Annotated in this window: 20 protein-coding genes; 11 read left to right on the top strand and 9 right to left on the bottom strand. The window is 73.2% G+C overall.

Going from position 1 to position 19,075, the window contains the following annotated elements:
• Positions 1-194: 194 nt before the first annotated feature.
• The 4 genes from ACFV6D_RS02710 to ACFV6D_RS02695 all read right to left on the bottom strand — a co-directional run bounded on the left by ACFV6D_RS02710 (position 195) and on the right by ACFV6D_RS02695 (position 4,306).
• Positions 195-1,721, bottom strand: coding sequence for a M1 family metallopeptidase (locus ACFV6D_RS02710; RefSeq protein ID WP_380343041.1), 1,527 nt, complete (start codon positions 1,719-1,721; stop codon positions 195-197).
• A gap of 187 nt (positions 1,722-1,908) precedes the next feature.
• Positions 1,909-2,781: a sulfurtransferase gene (locus ACFV6D_RS02705; protein WP_380557924.1), complete on the bottom strand. Its 873-nt coding sequence runs from the start codon at positions 2,779-2,781 to the stop codon at positions 1,909-1,911.
• 139 nt (positions 2,782-2,920) lie between these two features.
• Entirely contained in the window at positions 2,921-3,253 is a 333-nt protein-coding gene (locus tag ACFV6D_RS02700) for a hypothetical protein (RefSeq protein WP_063346427.1), read from the bottom strand.
• Between the two features lie 177 nt (positions 3,254-3,430).
• The gene (locus ACFV6D_RS02695; RefSeq protein ID WP_380557921.1) at positions 3,431-4,306 is read right to left on the bottom strand and encodes a polysaccharide deacetylase family protein; all 876 of its coding nucleotides are present in this window, start codon (positions 4,304-4,306) and stop codon (positions 3,431-3,433) included.
• Positions 4,307-4,534: 228 nt separating this feature from the next.
• Here ACFV6D_RS02695 and ACFV6D_RS02690 point away from each other — a divergent pair, with 228 nt between their 5' ends.
• Positions 4,535-5,395, top strand: coding sequence for an SAM-dependent methyltransferase (locus tag ACFV6D_RS02690; protein WP_363369625.1), 861 nt, complete (start codon positions 4,535-4,537; stop codon positions 5,393-5,395).
• Between the two features lie 80 nt (positions 5,396-5,475).
• Here ACFV6D_RS02690 and ACFV6D_RS02685 read toward each other — a convergent pair whose 3' ends face one another.
• A complete protein-coding gene (locus tag ACFV6D_RS02685) occupies positions 5,476-6,345 on the bottom strand; it encodes an Fpg/Nei family DNA glycosylase (protein WP_380557918.1) in 870 nt (289 codons plus the stop codon).
• A gap of 134 nt (positions 6,346-6,479) precedes the next feature.
• Between ACFV6D_RS02685 and ACFV6D_RS02680 the strand changes: the two genes are divergently transcribed.
• The 4 genes from ACFV6D_RS02680 to ACFV6D_RS02665 all read left to right on the top strand — a co-directional run bounded on the left by ACFV6D_RS02680 (position 6,480) and on the right by ACFV6D_RS02665 (position 9,245).
• The gene (locus tag ACFV6D_RS02680) at positions 6,480-6,932 is read left to right on the top strand and encodes an SRPBCC family protein (protein ID WP_363369629.1); all 453 of its coding nucleotides are present in this window, start codon (positions 6,480-6,482) and stop codon (positions 6,930-6,932) included.
• 125 nt (positions 6,933-7,057) lie between these two features.
• Positions 7,058-7,735, top strand: a complete 678-nt coding sequence (locus ACFV6D_RS02675) for a hypothetical protein (protein ID WP_380494966.1) — start codon at positions 7,058-7,060, stop codon at positions 7,733-7,735.
• Between the two features lie 98 nt (positions 7,736-7,833).
• The gene (locus tag ACFV6D_RS02670) at positions 7,834-8,631 is read left to right on the top strand and encodes a DsbA family protein (protein ID WP_380430205.1); all 798 of its coding nucleotides are present in this window, start codon (positions 7,834-7,836) and stop codon (positions 8,629-8,631) included.
• Positions 8,628-9,245, top strand: a complete 618-nt coding sequence (locus ACFV6D_RS02665; RefSeq protein WP_380557915.1) for a vitamin K epoxide reductase family protein — start codon at positions 8,628-8,630, stop codon at positions 9,243-9,245. Before ACFV6D_RS02670 ends, ACFV6D_RS02665 begins: the two co-directional genes overlap by 4 nt.
• 99 nt (positions 9,246-9,344) lie before the next feature.
• Here the strand turns inward: ACFV6D_RS02665 and ACFV6D_RS02660 are convergent, their stop codons facing one another.
• Positions 9,345-10,328: an adenosine deaminase gene (locus ACFV6D_RS02660; RefSeq protein WP_380557912.1), complete on the bottom strand. Its 984-nt coding sequence runs from the start codon at positions 10,326-10,328 to the stop codon at positions 9,345-9,347.
• 173 nt (positions 10,329-10,501) lie between these two features.
• Here ACFV6D_RS02660 and ACFV6D_RS02655 point away from each other — a divergent pair, with 173 nt between their 5' ends.
• Both ACFV6D_RS02655 and ACFV6D_RS02650 read left to right on the top strand, forming a co-directional pair.
• Positions 10,502-10,783 (top strand): DUF6158 family protein, encoded by a 282-nt coding sequence (locus ACFV6D_RS02655; RefSeq protein WP_063346435.1) that lies wholly within the window; start codon positions 10,502-10,504, stop codon positions 10,781-10,783.
• Positions 10,784-10,905: 122 nt separating this feature from the next.
• Positions 10,906-12,294 carry an NADP-dependent succinic semialdehyde dehydrogenase gene (locus ACFV6D_RS02650; RefSeq protein ID WP_380343024.1) on the top strand — a complete coding sequence of 463 codons (1,389 nt, stop codon included), beginning with the start codon at positions 10,906-10,908 and terminating at the stop codon, positions 12,292-12,294.
• 51 nt (positions 12,295-12,345) lie between these two features.
• Here ACFV6D_RS02650 and ACFV6D_RS02645 read toward each other — a convergent pair whose 3' ends face one another.
• Together ACFV6D_RS02645 and ACFV6D_RS02640 are read right to left on the bottom strand one after the other, a co-directional pair.
• Entirely contained in the window at positions 12,346-12,636 is a 291-nt protein-coding gene (locus tag ACFV6D_RS02645) for a hypothetical protein (protein ID WP_380557910.1), read from the bottom strand.
• A gap of 44 nt (positions 12,637-12,680) precedes the next feature.
• On the bottom strand, positions 12,681-13,721 hold the full coding sequence (locus ACFV6D_RS02640; protein ID WP_380557907.1) for a Ku protein: 1,041 nt from the start codon (positions 13,719-13,721) through the stop codon (positions 12,681-12,683).
• A gap of 101 nt (positions 13,722-13,822) precedes the next feature.
• Here ACFV6D_RS02640 and ACFV6D_RS02635 point away from each other — a divergent pair, with 101 nt between their 5' ends.
• The 3 genes from ACFV6D_RS02635 (at position 13,823) to ACFV6D_RS02625 (ending at position 17,099) form a co-directional block, all read left to right on the top strand.
• Complete coding sequence (locus ACFV6D_RS02635) at positions 13,823-14,047, top strand: hypothetical protein (protein ID WP_380377289.1); 225 nt, start codon at positions 13,823-13,825, stop codon at positions 14,045-14,047.
• A gap of 256 nt (positions 14,048-14,303) precedes the next feature.
• Positions 14,304-15,743: an amino acid permease gene (locus ACFV6D_RS02630; RefSeq protein WP_063346440.1), complete on the top strand. Its 1,440-nt coding sequence runs from the start codon at positions 14,304-14,306 to the stop codon at positions 15,741-15,743.
• A gap of 165 nt (positions 15,744-15,908) precedes the next feature.
• Positions 15,909-17,099 (top strand): helix-turn-helix domain-containing protein, encoded by a 1,191-nt coding sequence (locus tag ACFV6D_RS02625; protein ID WP_380557904.1) that lies wholly within the window; start codon positions 15,909-15,911, stop codon positions 17,097-17,099.
• A 152-nt stretch (positions 17,100-17,251) separates the two neighbouring features.
• Here ACFV6D_RS02625 and ACFV6D_RS02620 read toward each other — a convergent pair whose 3' ends face one another.
• A complete protein-coding gene (locus ACFV6D_RS02620; protein WP_380428045.1) occupies positions 17,252-18,049 on the bottom strand; it encodes a S1 family peptidase in 798 nt (265 codons plus the stop codon).
• Between the two features lie 143 nt (positions 18,050-18,192).
• On the opposite strand from ACFV6D_RS02620, the gene ACFV6D_RS02615 reads away from it, so the two are divergent.
• Positions 18,193-19,044: an EI24 domain-containing protein gene (locus ACFV6D_RS02615; protein WP_380557901.1), complete on the top strand. Its 852-nt coding sequence runs from the start codon at positions 18,193-18,195 to the stop codon at positions 19,042-19,044.
• The last annotated feature ends 31 nt before the right edge of the window (positions 19,045-19,075 follow it).

Here is a 19,075-nt window from a genome sequence, read left to right as displayed (position 1 = left end):
CGCGGTGTGGTCGGGGGTCTCGCTCCTAAACCCGCGCCCCCGCCGGGACACCGCCGGGGGGGGGGGGGCCCCCCGGGCCCCGGAGCGGCGTAGCCCGATCGACCGCCCGCTTCCTCAAGCGGCCGACCGGACCACGCCCGTCACCAGATCACCAGGTCACCGGGTCACATCCGGGGGCTCAACGAGCCCAGACCTCAATGCTCCTCGTCGTGCAGCGAGTTGGTCTCCTGGATCTTCTTCCAGGACTTCGGCTCCGCCGGCAGCTGCCCGTCGGCCTGTCCCGCGCCCGCACCCGGCGCGAGCGAGGCCGCCGCTGCGGCCGGCGCCGGCCCGACGGCCGGCTTCGAGGCCGTGAACAGCCAGGTGGCGAAGAGGTCCCCGAGTTTCTTCCCGGAGACCTTCTCGGCGTACGCCTGGAACTCCGGGACGGAGGCGTTGCCGTAGCGGCGCTCGGTGGGCCAGCCCTTCAGGATCTGGAAGAACTTGTCGTCCCCGACGGCGTTGCGCAGCGCCTGGATGGCCACCGCGCCCCGGTCGTAGACGGCGTTCGCGAACTGGTTGGCGGCTCCCGGGTCGCCCGGCTTGACGGTCCAGAAGGGGTCGTCGGCCGGGTGCGAGGCATAGACGTAGTCGGCGATTTCCTGCGCCGTGCCCTCGTCCTCGTGCTCGGACCAGAGGAACTGCGAGTACCGGGCGAAGCCCTCGTTCAGCCAGATGTCGCTCCAGTGCGAGACCGAGACGCTGTCGCCGTACCACTGGTGGGCCAGCTCGTGCACGACGACGGAGGTGTTGGAGCCGCGCGCGAACTGCCGGGGGCTGTAGAAGACCCGGGTCTGGGTCTCCAGCGCGAAGCCGGTCTTGACGTTGGGCACGTAGCCGCCGACCGAGCTGAACGGGTAGTCGCCGAAGTAGCCGCTCAGCCAGTCGACGATCTCGCCGGTGCGCTCGACGCTGGCCTTGGCCGCGTCGGTGTTCTCGCCGAGGTCCTTGCTGTACGCGTTGTAGACGGGCAGCCCGCTCGGTGTGCTGTCGGTCGTGACGTCGAACTTGCCGACCGCGAGGGTGGCCAGGTAGGTCGCCTGCGGCTTGTTCTCGCGCCAGCTGTAGCGGGTCCAGCCGGCCTGCGAGACGGCGCCGGCCAGGATGCCGTTGCTGATCACCTGGTTGCCGTCCGGCACCTGGACCGAGACGTCGAAGGTGGCCTTGTCGCTCGGGTGGTCGTTGCTCGGGAACCACCACCACGCCGACTCGGGCTCACCGGCGGCCACCGCGCCGTCCGGCGTGCGCAGCCAGGCGGTGAAGCCGTACTTCTTCACGGTGGACGGGACGCCCTTGTAGCGGACCACCACGGTGGCCTGGCTGCCCTTGGCGAGCGGCCGTGCGGGCGTGACCTCCAGCTCCTGCTCCCCGCTGGTGGCGAAGGTCGCCGGACGTCCGTTGACCCGGACCTCCTGGACGTTCAGCGCGAAGTCCAGGTTGAAGCGGGAGAGGTTCTCGGTCGCCGTGGCGAGGATGGTGGTGGTGCCCTCCAGTTCGTCGGTGGCGGGCTGGTATTTCAGCCGGATGTCGTAGTGCGAGACGCGGTACCCGCCGTTCCCGTAGGTCGGGTAGTACGGGTCTCCGATGCCGGCCGCGCCGGGTTGGAAGTCGGCCGCCGAGGCGGGGACGGCCAGGAACAGGCTCAGGGCGCTGGCAGCAGAGACGATCAGCCTCTTGCGCACGTGGTCCTCCAGGGTCACTGGGACGATGGGTCGGATCGATCCATGTCCCGGTGGCTCCCGGTCCACTCCCCAATTGTGAGATGTTCATGAAAAGAAACAGGCCGACATGGCGCCGCCGCGACACCGCCACACACCCCGGGGACCCCCTGCGCCCCACCCGCCCCTCACGCCCCGGCCCCCGCCCCCCTCACCCGCCGAGCGTCACCGGCGCCCGCACCAGCGAGCCGTACTCCGTCCACGAGCCGTCGTAGTTCTTCACGTGCGGGTACCCCAGCAGCTCGGTGAGCGCGAACCAGGTGTGCGCCGACCGTTCGCCGATCCGGCAGTACGCGATCACCTCGCGCTCCGGTTCCACACCCTTCCCCCCGTACAGCGCCCGCAGTTCCTCCGCCGAGCGGAACGACCCGTCGTCGTTGGCCGCCTGCGACCAGGGGACGTTCACCGCGCCGGGGATGTGCCCGGGCACCTGCGCCTGCTCCTGCGGCAGGTGCGGCGGCGCGATCAGCTCGCCCCGGTACTCGGCGGGCGAGCGGACGTCGACCAGCACCGCGTCCGAACCGGGCTTGGCGAACAGCTCGGCCTTGCCGAGCACTTCGTCCCGCAGCGCCCGCAGCTCCGGGCGCTCGGGCCCGGTCAGCCGGTAGGCGGTGTGCTGGTAGTCCATCACCTCTTCGGTGAGCCCGCGCCCCTCCAGCTCCCACTTCTTGCGCCCGCCGTCCAACAGTCGCACGGGCCCGAAGCCGCGCAGCCGCAGCAGCCAGTAGGCGTACGCGGCGAACCAGTTGTTGTTGCCCCCGTAGAGCACCACGGTGGTGTCGTCCTCCACGCCGGCCGCCCGCAGCAGGTGCTGGACGCCCTCCCGGTCGGCGTAGTCGCGGCCGACCCGGCTGTGCAGGTCGGTGGTCCAGTTCCAGCCGATCGCGCCGGGGATGTGGTCCCGGTCGTAGGCGGTGGTGTCCTCGTCCACCTCGACGACCCGGATCGTCCCGTCGTCCAGGTGGTGGGCCAGCCACTCGGTACCGACCAGCGCCTCGGGGTGTGCGTAGCCGTTGCCGGTCATCCCAGGCCCTCCTTCGCTCTGCCCAGGCTTTCGGCGCCCGACCAGGGGCACAGCGAGCCGCACACGGGCACGGCGGGGCGCCGGCGACCGGGCCGGACAGTTCGACGCTACGCCGACCGCCCGGCCCGGGCCACCCCGCTCAGGAGAAGATCACGGAGCGCAGCTTCAGCCGGTCGCCGAGCTTCTTGCCGGGGTTCATGACGTAGTAGACGTCGCCCTCGCAGTCGAAGTCCAGGAACACCGTCGCCGTCGAGCGGGTGAGGTTCTCCGGCGCGAAGGCCGGGTCCGCCTCGGTGGCCCCGAACAGGTTGATGCACTCGCGGCTCTCCGGGTCCGCGAGCCCGGCCGGCACGCCGGGGAGGCGGCCGACCTTGTAGAGGAAGTCGCCGGTGGCGGCGTTGGCGGAGGTCGGGACCGCGAGGATGAGGGCGACGGCGCTGGCGACGGCGAGTGCGGTGTTGCGGAGACGCATGATTGATGGCCTTTCAGGAGGTACCTGGCGGTACCTGATGCATTGATGCGAGATCACCCTAGAGGCCAAAAATCAGCAGAAACGGTTCTCCCAATCCACTCTTTCAGGTGGTTTAAGCGGCAAAGCCGCGACTTCTGCCGAGAACCGTCACCCGCACCCGCCGCCCCGCGCCCGCACTCAGTTCGCCGGGGCCGAGAAGGAGTACCCCTGGTCGATCAGCACCGGCAGGTACGCCTTCAGCGCCGCCACCGTCTGTGACCGGTCGCCGCCGCCGTCGTGGTTGAGCACGATCGACCCGGGCCGGACGTTCTTGAGGATCCGCTCGGTGATCACCGAGGTCCCGGGCGTGGCCCAGTCCTCCGGGTCCACCGTCCAGCCCATCGGCCGCATCCCCAGCTCGGTGGTCACCCTGATCGCGACCGGCGACCAGTCCCCGCCGGGCGCGCGGAACCAGGACGGCTGGCGCCCGGTGGTCCGGTACAGCAGGTCGGAGGTGCGCTCCAGCTCGTCCCGCACCGCCTCGTCGGACATGTGCCGCAGGTCGGGGTGGGTCCAGGTGTGGTTGCCGATGTGGTGGCCGCGGTCCGCGATCTCCCGCACCAGCCCGGTGTTCTCGGCGGCGCACTCGCCGACCAGGAAGAAGGTCGCCCGGATCCCGTACTGCTGGAGCAGCGCGAGGACGGTCGGCGTGTACCGGGGATCCGGCCCGTCGTCGATGGTGAGCCCCACCACCCGCTGGCCCGGGTCGAGTTGGTTGACCGGCTTGGCCTCCTCCTCCGTGAGCCGCCGGCGGGCGGGCATCGGCGGCGGGGCGGCGGCGGGTGTCGGCGGGGCCGGGGCGCCCTGCGGGGGCGCGGCGGAGGGCGCGGCGGAGGCGGCGGCCTGGGCCGCCTCCGGCCCCGGGGCCTCCGGGGCGGCCCCCGGCGGCCGCGCCGTAGCGCCCGCCCCGGCGTCGTCCGCGCCGCTCCAGGGGCTCCCGCAGCCGGCCGCTCCGAGCAGGGACATCCCGGCCGCGACCAGCAGCAGTCGCCGCGAGGGCGTTCGTTTGGGCATTTGTGAGTAAATCTGATGATCTGACAGCATTCTGAATGCTTCCCCCGTGTGCCGCCGCCGCTCCCCGATGGCGCCTCAGACGGACCCGATCACCACTCCGACGGCGCAAGCACACCCCGCCCGCCCCCGGCTTCCGCAGCACTTCCCCGACCGGACGCCCGCCCTCCCCTCCCGACCGCTACGCTGTGCCTTCCCCAGTGTGATGATCTGCCATCAGAGGACGTGGCCATGACGACAAGTCAGGACATCCCGGACCAGGACCGGCCCGACGACGACCCCGCCGAGCTGAGCCAGTGGGAACGGTTCGGCGTCGACACCACCGCCCCCCACTCGGCGCGCGTGTACGACTACTGGCTGGGCGGCAAGACCAACTTCCCGCCGGACCGCGCCATGGGGCAGGCCATCGAGGAGGCCGTGCCGAGCGTCAAGCAGATGGCCAAGGCGAACCGCGCCTTCCAGGGCCGGGCCGTCCGCCACCTCGCCCGGGAACACGGCATCCGCCAGTTCCTCGACCTCGGCACCGGCATCCCCACCTCGCCCAACACCCATGAGATCGCCGAGGCGGTCAGCCCCGGCACCCGGGTGGTCTACGTCGACAACGACCCGATCGTGCTCGCCCACGCCCGCGCCCTGATGGTGTCCAGTCCGGCCAGCCGGACCACCTACATCCACGCCGACCTGCGCAAGCCCGAGGAACTGTTCACCGACCCGGCGCTCACCGCCACGCTGGACCTCACCCAGCCGGTCGGCCTGCTGATGATCGCCGTGCTGATGCTCATCGCCGACGAGGACGACCCGTGGGGCCGGGTCGCCGCCCTGCGCGACGCCCTGCCCGCCGGCAGCTGCATCGCCCTCACCACCCCCACCCAGGACTTCGACCCGGAGGCGGTCGGCAAGGTCACCGAGGCCGCCCGGGCCGGCGGCATGACCCTCGTCCCGCGCACCCACGACGACGTCCTGCGCTTCTTCGACGGCTGGGACCTGGTCGAGCCGGGCCTCTCCCCCGTCCTCGCCTGGCGCCCGGACGGCGAGCCGCCGGCCGACCCGAAGGCCGCGTACTACTGGGGCGGCGTCGCCGTCAAGCGCTGAACCCGGCCGGGTGGGGCAGGCCGCACCAGGCCCGCCCCACCCGCGCCCTCACCCCAGCAGCCCCCACCCCGCCCGCGCCCTCACTTCAGCAGCCGCGACAGCCGCCGGTCCGCCAGCGGCTTCCCCCCGGTCTGGCAGGTCGGGCAGTACTGCAGCGAGGAGTCCGCGAAGGACACCTCGCGCACGGTGTCCCCGCAGACCGGGCAGGGCAGGCCGGTCCGGCCGTGCACCCGCAGCCCCAGCTTCTTCTCCGCCTTGAGCTCCCCCGCCGCCAGCCCCCGCGAGCGCTCCACCGCGCCGCGCAGCGTGGCGCCGAGCGCCTCGTAGAGCCGCGCCGCCTCCTCCTCGGTCAGGCTGGACGCCGGCTTGTACGGGGACATCCGGGCCGCGTGCAGCACCTCGTCCGAGTAGGCGTTGCCCACCCCGGCCAGCACGCCCTGGTCCCGCAGCACGCCCTTGAGCCGGCGCCGGTCGCCGCTCAGCAGGGCGGCGAAGTCCGCCAGGGTGAACGCCGGGTCCAGCGGGTCGGGGCCGAGCCGGGCCACCCCGGGCACCTCGGCCGGGTCCTTCACCACGTAGACCGCGAGGCCCTTCTTCGTCCCCGCCTCGGTCAGGTCGAAGCCGTCGCCGGCCTCCCCGGCCAGGCGCAGCCGCAGCGCCAGCGGGTTCCTCGGGCTCGGGCGCGGCGGTTCGGCGGGCAGGCCGTCCTTCCAGCGCAGCCAGCCGGCCCGGGCCAGGTGGACCACCAGGTGCAGGCCGCCGGCCTCGATGTCGAGGAACTTGCCGCGCCGGGTCACCGGGCCGACGGTCCGCCCCTCCAGCGCGGTGACCGGCGGGTCGTACGTCTTCAGCGCGCTGATCGCGACCGGCTGCACCCGGGCGATGACGCGCCCGGTCAGCCGCTCGGACAGGAAGTCGCTCAGCGCCTCGACCTCGGGCAGCTCCGGCATGCGCCCAGTCTCCCGCAGCCCCGCGGCGGCCGCCCGCCCGGGGGCGCGCCTTTGCCCGGCTCCCGCGCGGGGCGCAGGCTGGAACTGCGCGCCGTACCCAGCGCCCCCCTGCGCCCCCGCCACGGAGCACCGTGATGAGCATCCTTGAGGAACAGATCGACCTCGCCGTCCCCGTCCTCGTCGCCTGGGAGCAGCTGCACCGGGTGCACGAGTACCCGCAGTTCGTCGACGGCGTCCGCAGCGCCCACCCGCACGGGCGGAACCTGGCACACCTCGGGGTGGAGGTCGACGGCGCCGAGCGGGCGGTGGACACCGAGATCACCGACCGCGGCCGGGGCCGGGTGATGTCCTGGCGCACGCTCGACGAACCGCGGCTGCACGGCGCGTTCGCGCTGCTGCCGCTGGACGCCCGGCACACCCGGCTGCAGATCCGGGTGGAGTACGACCCGGAGGCGATGCACGAGGCGTTCGGCGGGCCGCGCGGCTTCGCCCTGGCCGGGGCGATCGAGCGGACCGTACGGGACGACCTGGAGCACTTCCGGGAACTGGTCGAGGAACGGGTCGGCGCGGCGGTCAGACGCGGCTGAGCACGGCGGGCAACCCCGGTGAACCCGGCGGGCGGACCCGCGTAAGGGCCGCATAAGCCCAGCTCAGCGCCGGTGGTGAGGCTCTTCACAGCGGACCACCGGCCCGACCGTTTCACTTTCAACCTGTGGCAGACTCGGATGCCATGGACATCGGCCCGGTCACCAGGACGCTCCGCGCGGCGGTCTTCGCCGCGCTGGTCGTGCTGCTCGCCGGGCTCGGCCAGGTGCTGGTCACCGGCCGCGCGCTGCCGGCCGGCCCGATGGCCCTGGCCTGCGTCGCCGTGTTCGCGGTGGCGTACGCGCTGGCCGGCCGCGAGCGCGGCTACCCGGCGGTCGCGGCGGTGTTCCTGCCGCTGGAACTGGGCGTCAGCGCGCTGTTCGACTTCGCGCAGACCGCCTGCCCGTCCCTGCCGCCCGGCTCCGCGCGCGGCTTCCAGCCGCTGCTGTGCGGCGGCGGTTCGCTGGGCGGGTTCCTGCTCGGCCATGGCGTCTCCCAGCAGATCGGCGTCCTGCTGCTCCTGCTGCTGCACGCCGCGATCGCGCTGGCCGGCGCGTTCTGGCTGCGCCGGGCGGACGCCGCGCTGGCCGGCCTCGCCCGCACCGTCCGGATGCTGGGCGACTTCCTGCACCGGCACCTGCCGGCCGCCGCCCGCTGGCTGCGGCTGCTCGCCGCGCCCGTCCCGGCCCGTCCGGTGGCGCGGGTGCCGTTCCCCCGGGCCAGCCGGGCCCTGGTCCCGGCCGAGGACGTCGTCGTCCGCCCGGCCGTCCGGCGCGGTCCGCCGGCGCTCGCCCTGGCCTGCTGACAGGCGCGCGCCGCTCGGCGCCGCTCCCGGCCGGTCCTCTCGCCGCGCGCCCCGCGCGCCCGCACCCCCGCACGCCCGAGAGCACAGGACGACACCTCATGAGCAACACCCGCAAGGCCGCCGCCAAGACCAACGCCACCGACCGCATGCGCGCCGCCCGCGCCCAGGCCGAGCGCTCCGACCGGATCCGCCGCCGGGTCGTGGTCGGCGGCGCCTCCGCCGCCGTGCTCGCCCTCGTGGCGGGTGTGGCCTTCGCCGTCGGCGGCTCCTCCGGCTCCGGTTCCGCCGACGCTGCCGCGAGCGGCCCGCTGACCGTCCCCGCCAACACGGGCGGCCAGGACGGCACCGTGATCACCTACGGCAAGGCCGACGCCCCGCACACCCTGGAGATCTACGAGGACTTCCGCTGCCCGTTCTGCGAGCAGTTGGAGACCACCACCGGCAAGGCCATCCAGCAGCTCGCCGACGACGGCACGTACAAGATCGAGTACCACCTGGCGACGTTCCTGGACAAGAACCTCGGCGGCAAGGGCTCGCGCACCGCGCTGGCCGCCGCCGGCGCCGCGCTCAACGAGGGCGTGGACAAGTTCAAGCAGTTCCACGACGTGCTCTACGCCAACCAGCCCGACGAGCGCACCGACGGCTTCGGCGACGTCAACCACCTCCTCGACCTGGCCGGCCAGGTCCCCGGGCTGAAGACCGACGGCTTCGTCAAGGCCGTCCAGGACGGCACCTACGCGCCGTGGGCGGCCAAGGTCAACGAGGAGTTCAACAAGAGCGACGTCACCGGCACCCCGACCGTCAAGCTGGACGGCAAGAAGCTGGACGTCCTCACCGGCGGCAAGGCCGCCACGCCCGAGCAGTTCACGGCGATGGTCAAGCAGGTGACCGGATGACGGCCGCCGCCCCCGCCGTACGGACGTACGGCGCGAGCCGCCCGTTCGCCTGGCTGCTGCTGATCGGCGGCGCGGTCGGCCTGTTCGCCTCCTCGGTCCTCACCCTGGACAAGATCCGGCTGCTGAAGGACCCGTCGTACGTCCCCTCCTGCAACATCAACCCGATCATCAGCTGCGGCTCGATCATGCGCAGCAACCAGGCCGAGGCCTTCGGCTTCCCCAACTCGCTGCTCGGCCTGGTCGGCTTCGGGGTCGTCATCGCGATCGGCGCCGGGCTGCTCGCCGGGGCGGCGTACCGGCGCTGGTTCTGGCTCGGCCTCCAGGCCGGGACGGTCTTCGGCATCGGCTTCGTGACCTGGCTGATGTACCAGGCGCTCTACCGGATCGGCGCGCTCTGCCCGTACTGCATGGTGGTCTGGGCCGCGATGATCCCGCTGTTCTGGTACACCACCCTGCACAACCTGCGTTCCGGGATCATCCCCACCGGCCGCGCCCTGCGCCCGGTCGTCCGCGAGGCGGCGCGCTACCACTGGGTCGTCCCGGCGCTCTGGTACGCGGTGATCGCCCTGCTGGTCCTCAACCGGTTCTGGTACTACTGGAGCACCCTGCTCTGACCCCGTTCGGCCGACCGTTCGACCGACCCGTCCGCCCGGCCCCGGGCCCTACGCTCCGGGGCCGGGCGGCTGGCCGTCAGACGCCGCCCAGGACAGTGCCTAGAAGCGGAACTCCTCGACCTCGGCCAGCAGTTCGGCCCGGCGCTCGCCATCGATGAAGGAGGCCCGGAAGGAGTTCGCGGCGAGCCGGCGCAGGATCTCCTCGTCGAGCGCGAGGGCCTGCTGCACGGCACGGAAGTTGTCGTCGACGTAGCCGCCGAAGTACGCCGGGTCGTCCGAGTTGACGGTGACCAGCAGGCCGGCCTCCAGCATCTCGCGCAGCGGGTGGTCGGCGAGGGTGTCGATGCACCGCAGGCGGACGTTGGAGAGCGGGCAGAGCGTCAGCGGGACCTGCTCGCGGACCAGCCGCGCGACCAGCTCGCCGTCCTCCAGGCAGCGCAGACCGTGGTCGATCCGCTCGACGCCGAGCACGTCCAGCGCCTCGGTGATGTAGGACGCCGGACCCTCCTCGCCCGCGTGCGCGACACGGCGCAGCCCGGCCTCGGCGGCCCGCCGGTAGACCTCGCGGAACTTGGCCGGCGGGTGGCCGACCTCGGCCGAGTCGAGGCCGATGCCCGCGATCCGGTCGAAGTACGGGCGAGCGGCCTCGAAGGTCTCCAGCGCGGATTCGGCGGACTCGTCCCGCAGGAAGCACATGATCAGCTGGGTGCTGATCCCGTGCCGCTCCTCGCTGCGCGCCAGCGCCCGGGTCAGGCCGTCGACCACCACGCCGAGCGGCACGCCGCGCGCGGTGTGCGCCTGCGGGTCGAAGAAGATCTCCGCGTGCCGCACCCCCGCCTCTGCCGCCCGGGTGAGGTAGGCGTCGGCGAGGTCGGCGAAGTCCTCCTCGGTGCGCAGCACGGCCATCAGCGCGTAGTACAGGTCCAGGAAGGACTGCAGGTCGCTGAAGGAGTACGCCGTCCGCAGCGCCTCGGTGTCGGCGTAGGGCAGCGTGACCGCGTTGCGGGCGGCGAGGGCGAAGGCGAGTTCGGGCTCCAGGGTGCCTTCGATGTGGAGGTGGAGTTCGGCCTTGGGGAGCGGCATGGGGGATCTGTCCGAGCTGTAGGGGGCGGGAGCGATGAGTCCAGAAGCATTCATCCTACGATCCGTTCGATCACGACCGGCCTGACGGGCGTGCCCCCGGCCACCCGAACTGGTGCACCGGCCGGGGGCAGCGGGCACCCTGGAGGAGGGGGCTTCCGCCGAGGAGGTACCAGATGCGGCACGTCGAGGATCCGCACATCCGGCCTGCGGGCGTCTCCCCGCACGCCCTGGGCAACGACACGCTCCTGCACGAGCTGGAACAGCTGCACCGCACGCGCCACGAGACCTTCCTGTACGGCTCGGAGGAAGCCCTCAAGCGGCACACCCTGCGCACCGGGCAACTGGAGGCCGAGTACCTGCACCGCTTTCCCGGCCGGCTGGTGACGGCCGGGCGGACCAGGGCCGGTGCCCGGGCCCGCGAGGCGGCGGCCCGGGTGGAGTCGCTGCCCGAGTAGACGTGCCCGCGCCACCACCGCCCGGCGGGACACGCCGGGCGGTGGTGGCGTGCCCCGGGCGGGCCGTCGGGGAGGGTGAGAGGCGCAGACGCACCGGACCCCGACCCCCCTGGGAGCCCCGCATGCCCATCGCCAGCGTCAACCCCGCGACCGGCGAGATCCTGGAGACCTTCGAACCGCTCGACGCGGCCGGCATCGAGCAGCGGCTGGCCCGCGCCGAGGCCGCGTTCCACGGCTACCGCACCACCCCCTTCGCCGCCCGCGCCGACCTGCTGCGCCGGGCCGCCGACCTGCTGGACCAGGACCGGGAGGCGATCGCCCGCACGATGACCGAGGAGATGGGCAAGCCGCTCACCGCCTCCCGGGCCGAGGCCGCCAAGTGCGCCACGGCGATGCGCTGGTACGCCGACCGCGCCGAGGAACTGCTCGCCGACGAGCACCCGGCCCCGGCCGACGTCGCCGACTCCGGCGCCGCCCGCGCCTACGTCCGCTACCGCCCGCTCGGGGCGGTGCTGGCCGTGATGCCGTGGAACTTCCCGTTCTGGCAGGTGGTCCGGTTCGCCGCGCCGGCCCTGATGGCGGGCAACGTCGGCCTGCTCAAGCACGCCTCCAACGTGCCCCGGACGGCGCTGGCGCTGGAGGAGCTGTTCCGCCGGGCCGGCTTCCCGGAGGGCTGCTTCCAGACCCTGCTGATCGGTTCGGGCGCGGTCGAGGGCGTGATCCGGGACCGCCGGGTGGCCGCGGTCACGCTCACCGGCAGCGAGCCCGCCGGGCGGGCGGTCGCCGCCACCGCCGCCGACGAGGTGAAGAAGGCCGTCCTGGAACTGGGCGGCAGCGACCCCTTCGTGGTGCTGCCCAGCGCCGACCTGGACGCGGCGGTGCGCACCGCCGTCCGGGCCCGGGCGCAGAACAACGGGCAGTCCTGCATCGCCGCCAAGCGCTTCATCGTGCACACCGACGTGTACGACCGCTTCACCGCCGCCTTCACCGAGGCGATGCGGGCGCTGCGCGTCGGCGACCCGATGGAGGAGGCGACCGACGTCGGCCCGCTGGCCAGCCGCCAGGGCCGGGACGACCTGGAGGAGCTGGTCGAGGACGCCCGCACCCACGGCGCCCGGGTCGAGTGCGGCGGCGGACGCCCGGAGGGCTGGGACACCGGCTACTTCTACGAGCCGACGGTGCTGACCGGCATCACCCCGGCCATGCGGATCCACCAGGAGGAGACCTTCGGCCCGGTCGCCACGGTCTACCGGGTCGCCGACCTGGACGAGGCGGTGGCGCTCGCCAACAACACGCCGTTCGGGCTCAGTTCCAACGTCTGGACCCGGGACGAGGGCGAGCAGGAGCGCTTCGTCCGCGACATCCAGGCCGGCGGGGTGTTCTTCAACGGGATGACCGCCTCCCACCCGGCGCTGCCGTTCGGCGGCGTCAAGCGCTCCGGGTTCGGCCGGGAGCTGTCCGGGCACGGGATCCGGGAGTTCTGCAACATCACCACGGTGTGGATCGGCTGAGCACCCCCGGATCCGCAGGCACGAACCGAGCCCGGCTCGGACCCGGCCGGGTCAGGACGCCACCCGGTGCCTGCCCCGGCCGGGCGTCATCCAGCGGGCGACCACGCCGACCAGGGCGAGAACGGTCGCTCCCCAGACGATGGCCATCAGCACCAGCATCGGCAGCCAGCTCACCTGGGCAGCGACCATGCCCAGGCCGAGCGAGAGCGCGACCATGACCACCACGGCGGTCGGGTTGAGGCTCAGCAGCCAGTGCCAGGCCCGCTGCGCCGGGCTCCGGCGCTGCGGCGGGGCCTCGGGGTCGGCGTCGGTGTCGAGTTCCTTGTAGGTCAGCAGGTCCATCGGGATCGCCTCCGGTTCTCGGGGGGCTGCCGGATCCGCGGGGCTCAGGAGGCCTTGCGCGGAGCCGTGGACTTTCCGGTCGCGGTCCTTCCCGCCACGGCCTTTCCGGTCGCGGACTTTGCGGTCGTGGCCTCTCCGGTCGCGGTCTTCGCGGTCGCGGTCTTCTTCGCCGGGGCAGTCCTCTTCGCCGGGGCGGCCTTCCCGGCGGCGGCCGCCGACCCGGCGGGCTTCTTCGCCGGGGCGCGCTTGCGGGTCGCGGGCTGCTCGTCCTCCGGTTCGTCCGTGTCGGGCCCCGCGTCGGGCCCCCGCCCGCCCTTGGCCCGCTTGAGGCTGCTGCGCAGCGCCTCCATCAGGTCGATCACGTTGTCGGGCGCCTCGCCCGGCTCCTCCTCGTGCGGGAGCTCGACGCCCTCCAACCGGGCCGTGATCACCTGCTGGAGCGCCTGCTGGTAGTCGTCGTGCAACTGGGCGAGGTCGAAGTCCTCGGAGAGGGTGTCCATCAGCGACCGCGCCATCTTCAGCTCCTGCGGCCGGACGGTGACGTCCCCCTCGGGCGCGATGCCGGCCGCGGGGCGGACCTCGTCGGGCCAGATGCAGGTCTGGAGCACCAGCGTGCCGTCGTGCACCCGCAGCACCGCCGGGGATTCCCGGGTGCGCAGCGCGATCTTGGTGACGGCGATCTGCCCGGACGCGGTGAGCGCGTCGCGCAGCAGGGCGTACGGCTTGGCGGCGGCCTGGTCGGCGACGCCCACGTAGTAGGCCTTGGAGAACATCAGCGGGTCGATCTCGCCGGCGTCCACGAAGGCCAGCACGTCGATGATCTTCTTGCTGGGCAGCGGCAGGTCGGCGAGGTCCTCGTCGGTGAGCGTGACGGTCCGGCCGTCGGGGGACTCGTAGCCCTTGGCGATCTCCGCGTACGGGACCTCCTTCTCCTCCCGCTCGCAGTACCGCTTCATCCGCACCCGTCCGCCGTCCTTGGCGTGCACCTGGTGCAGCGGGACGTCGTGCTCCTGGGTGGCCGAGTAGAGGTGGACGGGGATGCTGACCAGCCCGAAGCTGATCGTCCCCTTCCAGGTGGTCTGCATGGGGGTCGCTCCTTCCCGGAGCGTGCCGAGAATCCCACTGTGCCTGGGTTTGCCCCGATCGGCCACACCGGGCCGACAATGAGCCGAGGAGGTCGATGCCGATGACCGTCCGGAGCCGTGGGCAGGGCGCAGCGCCGCCGCCGGAGCGGACCGTGTACCGGGTGGTGTACGCGGTGCGGGGCGAGGCCGGCGTGCGGCGGGCGGAGGTCGAGGTGGTTCCCGGGTACTCGCAGGAGGGCGACATCCCCCGGATCCTGGCGGCGCGGCTGACCGGCCGGCCCGCGGACGCGGCGCGGATCACCGTGCTGGACCTGCGCGGGCCGTGAGCCGCGACAGGGCTCCGACCGGGCCCCGAGCGCCGCCGACGCATTGGCGGTGCGTCAGATTTGAGCTTTTCGCACCCCTTTTCCACCCGCTCTGACCTGGCTTTTTATGTCCGGTTACCGAACATTTACGGATGCTCTGTTCCGATACTCGGCCGTAGAAGTTAGGTTGCACCGCAATGCGCGGGTCCGTCCCCCACCCTCCGGCGCAACGAGCCGAGGGTCGCGCCGCGCGCTGGAAAGGCACAGGGCTCATCTGATGAGTGCGGACACCACCAGGCCTGCGGCAGCCGCCCAGGTCCCCCAGCAGGCCGGGCCGCCCGGGCACGGCGGCGAGGGCCATCTGAAGGCGGGGCTCAAGAACCGCCACCTGTCGATGATCGCCATCGGCGGGGTGATCGGCGCCGGCCTGTTCGTCGGCTCCGGCGCGGGCATCGCCTCCACCGGGCCGGGCATCCTGCTCTCCTACACGCTGGCCGGTGTGCTGGTCGTGCTGGTGATGCGGATGCTCGGCGAGATGGCGGCGGCCGACCCGCAGAGCGGCTCGTTCTCGGCGTACGCGGACCGCGCGCTCGGCCGCTGGGCCGGGTTCACCATCGGCTGGCTGTACTGGTTCTTCTGGGTCGTGGTGCTCGCGGTGGAGGCCACCGCCGGCGCGAAGATCCTCAACGCCTGGATGCCCGGCGTGCCGCAGTGGGCGTTCGCGCTGCTCGTGATGGCGGTGCTGACCGCCACCAACCTGTTCTCGGTCGCCTCCTACGGCGAGTTCGAGTTCTGGTTCGCCGGGATCAAGGTGGTGGCGATCGCCGCGTTCCTGGTGATCGCCACGCTCGCCGTCTTCGGCGTGCTGCCCGGCACCCACGCGGTCGGCACCAGCAATCTGACCGGCCACGGCGGCTTCCTGCCGCACGGCGTGGGCGCGGTGTTCACCGGCATGCTCACGGTGGTCTTCGCCTTCATGGGCAGCGAGATCGTCACCCTGGCCGCGGGCGAGTCGGAGGACCCGGAGCGCGCGGTCAGCAAGGCCACCAACAGCGTGATCTGGCGCATCGGGATCTTCTACCTGGGCTCGATCCTGCTCGTGGTCACCCTGCTGCCGTGGGACTCGGACGCCGTCAAGGGCAGCCCGTACGTGGCGGTGCTGGAGCACGTGGGCATCCCGGGCGCCGGCCAGGTGATGAACGTGATCGTGCTGACGGCCGTGCTGTCCTGCCTCAACTCCGGGATGTACACGGCCTCCCGGATGGCCTTCTCGCTCGGCCAGCGCGGGGACGCGCCCAAGGCCTTCGCGACCGTGACCAAGCGGGGCGTGCCGCGGGTGGCCATCCTGTCCTCGGTGGTCTTCGGCTTCGTCGCGGTGTTCTTCAACTACACCTCGCCGGACACGGTGTTCGCGTTCCTGCTCAACTCCTCCGGCGCGGTTGCGCTGTTCGTCTGGCTGGTGATCTGCTTCTCCCAGCTGCGGATGCGCCGGATCATCGAGCGGGAGGCTCCCGAGCGGCTGACCGTCCGCATGTGGCTGTACCCCTACCTGACCTGGACGGCCATCGGCATGATCGGGTTCGTGGTGGCGTACATGTTCACCGACGCCGACGGGCGCAAGCAGATGTACCTGTCGCTGGTCGCCGCGGCGATCGTGCTCGCGGCCTCGGCCGTGGTGGGCCGACGGCGGCGGGCCGCGGTGGCGGCGGGGTCCTGACCCGTCCGCGCCGCGCGACAGTGCCGGGTCCGGGAGCCGTTGCGGAGGCTCCCGGGCCCGGTGCCGTTCGCCGGACACGAACCACAGTTTGACAATGGCACGTCAAGGGGGATACCTGGGCATGGCGCTCCCCCACGAGCGCTCCCCCACCCCCCGGGAGACCCCTTGCCACCCCTCCCCGCCCCCGCGTCCGCGCGCCTGCGCTTCGGCCACCGGCTGCGCCACTGGCGCGAGGCCCGCGGACTCAGCCAGGCCGAACTCGGCCGCCTGCTCGGCTACCACAACTCACTGATCAGCCGAGTGGAGAACGCCCGCCGCTGGCCACCACCGGGGCTCCCCGCCCGGGCCGACGAACTCCTGCTCACCGGAGGCGAGTTGGCCGCCCTGTGGCAGCCCGTCCGGCAGGAGCGGGAACACCTCGGCGAACTCGCAGCCCCCACCCTGCCGCCCCTCGGCGAGAGCGGCACAGGGCCCCCGACGAGCCGACCGGACGCCGCCACCTTCGCCGTGCTCGGCCACCTGCTCGACGTCTACCGCGCGGCCGCCGCCCACACCGGCGGCGAACAGCTGGCCACCGTCCTCGAACACCACGCCCGCACCCTGGCCGCCTGGCAGCACGCCGCCCCGCGCGAAACCGCCCCCGCCGTCCGCTCGCTCGCCGCCCGCTACGCCGAACTCGCGGGCTGGGCCCACTTCGAGGGGGACCGCCGCACCCGCGCGCTCGGCTGGTACGCGGCCGGACTGGAATGGGCCCGCGCCGCCGACGACCAGCCGACCGCGGCCGCCCTGCTCGCCCGGCAGAGCACCCTGCACTGGTGGAGCGGCGACCCGGCCACCGCGCTCGCCCTGGCCGAGGCCGCCCACGCCACCGCCCGCACCCTGCCCGGCCTGCGGGCCTGGGCCGCCCTCGCCCAGGCGCACGCTCACGCGCTGGCCGGCGCGGCGCCCGAGACGTGGCGGGCGATGGCGGACGCCGAACGGCTGACCGAGGCCGCCCTGCGGGCCGGCGAGCCGGTGCCCGGGGCCGCCCGAGCGGCCCTGGTGCTGGGCGTCGCCCACGGCACCTGCCACCGGGACCTCGCCGTCCGCACCGGCCGCACCGCCCACGCGCACGCGGCGGTGGCCCACCTGGGCGCCGCCCTGGGGCGCCTGGACCAGGCCGCCCACCCGCACGACCACGCCCTGGTCGCCGGCCGCCTCGCCGGGGCGTACGCCCGGGCCGGGCGCCACGAGGCCGCGGCCGCCGTCCTCTCCCGGCTGCCGCCGGACGCCACCGGCCGGATCGCCTACGAGCGGCGCCGGGCCCGGGCCTGGCTGGGCGGCTCGACGGCGCACCGGCCCCCGGCGGACGGCTGACGGCTGACGGCTGACGGCTGACGGCTGACGGCGGACGGCGGACGACTGACCGCTGACCGCTGACGCGCCGGAGCGCCCGGTGGGGATTCTCCGGGCGCTCCGGTTCTTCGATTCTTCGGTTCTTCGGTTCTTCGGCTCTTCGGCGGTCGGCGTCAGAGCCCGGCCGCCGCCGAGGCGATGTCGGCCGCGTAGGTGCTGACCTTGGTGTAGACGCCCGGGTAGCCGGGCCGGGCGCAGCCGTTGCCCCAGCTGACGATGCCGACCTGGACCCAGCGGCCGGCCGCGTCCCGGTGGACCATCGGCCCGCCGGAGTCGCCCTGGCAGGTGTCGACGCCGCCCTGGTCGACGTAGCCCGCGCAGAGCGAGGCCGCGCTGTTCAGGCCCGGGTAGGCGTTGGCGCAGGCGGCGTCGTCGACGAACGGCACGGTGGCCTTGAGCAGGTAGCGCTGCTGCGCGCCGCCCTCGGTCGCGGCGCCCCAGCCCATGATGGTGAAGGTGCCGCTGTCGTAGGCGGTGGAGTCGGTGGTCGGCAGCGTGCTCACCTGGCTGCCGCCGACCGGCGAGGCCAGCTTGATCAGCGCCCAGTCGTCGCCGCTCTCCGCACCGGAGAAGCCGGGCGCCTGGTACACGTACGTCGAGCGGACCTTGACCGCGCTGCCGCTGCGCAGGTCGACCGCGCCGGCGGTCGCGGTGATGCTGGTGTCGGCGCCGGTGCCGTTGACGCAGTGGGCGGCGGTGAGCACGATCTGCGGGGTGTAGAGCGCGCCGCCGCAGCCCATCGAGAGCCGCACCACGAACGGGAACTCGCCCTGCGCCGCCCGCGTGCCGCCGACCACGCCCGGCGACGGCGCCGAGGGTGCGGGCGAGGCGGCGGCGGGCAGCACCAGCGCGCCGGCGCCGAGCACCAGTGCGGCCAACAACACGATGAATCTGCCGAATTGACGCTTCATCAGACTCCTCCACTGACAGGTCGGGGAGCACCGAGGGTGGCCCCGAAGGCGTCGCGACAGGAGGGGCCCGACCCTGCCGGTCGAAACTGGCAGGAACACGGCAATGCGGGGTTCCGAACGGGAAAGCCCTAATGTGATCGCCCATGCGAGATCTTGTGGCGGGGATGAAGTACCTGGTCGGGGGCCAGAAGTGGGTGGGTCGGCACGGCCGCTGGTGGGGCTTCGGCATGCTGCCCGCACTGCTCACCCTGGCCGGGTACGCCGTCGCGCTCGTCTTCCTCGGCGGCTGGTCGAAGGACCTCGCCGACTGGGCCACCCCGTTCGCCGACCACTGGAGCTCGCCCTGGCAGGGCCTGCTGCGCGACGCGCTCGCCGCGATCGCCTTCGGCGGCGGCCTGCTGCTCTCGCTGCTCACCTTCACCGCCGTCACGCTGCTGGTCGGTCAGCCCTTCTACGAGGCGCTGTCCGCGAAGGTCGACGAGACCGAGGGCGGTGCGCCCACCCCGCCGGAGTCGGCGCTGTGGCGCGAACTGGTGATCGCGGTACGGGACAGCGCCGCTGTCCTGGTGCGGGTGGCCGCGTTCGGCGTGGTGCTGTTCGCCTGCGGCTTCATCCCGGTGATCGGGCAGACGGTGGTGCCGGCGCTGGGCTTCCTGGTGTCCGGCTTCTTCCTGACCGTCGAGCTCGTCGCCGTCGCCCTCCAGCGGCGCGGGGTGCCGCAGCGTGAGCGGATCCGGCTGCTGCGCGCCCGGCTCGGGCTGGCGCTGGGCTTCGGCACGCCGCTGATCCTGGCGTTCCTGGTTCCGCTGGTGACGGTGCTCGCCATGCCGGGGGCCGTCGCGGGCGCCACCCTGCTGGCCCGGGACCTGGCCCGCGACCTCGCCCTCGACCCGGTCCACGACGCGGCCCCGGCGGACGAGCAGGAGCAGGAGCCGGAATCGGCGGCGGAGCCGGCCTCCCCGCCCGCCACCGGAAACTCGCACACGGCCTCCTGAAGCGGTGACCGGCCGGTCACCCTGCGCCGAT

This window comes from Kitasatospora sp. NPDC059812, from assembly GCF_042732075.1.
GTDB lineage: Bacteria > Actinomycetota > Actinomycetes > Streptomycetales > Streptomycetaceae > Kitasatospora.
Note: the sequence above shows the minus strand (reverse complement) of the source record. Positions and strands in the feature narration are given on the sequence as shown.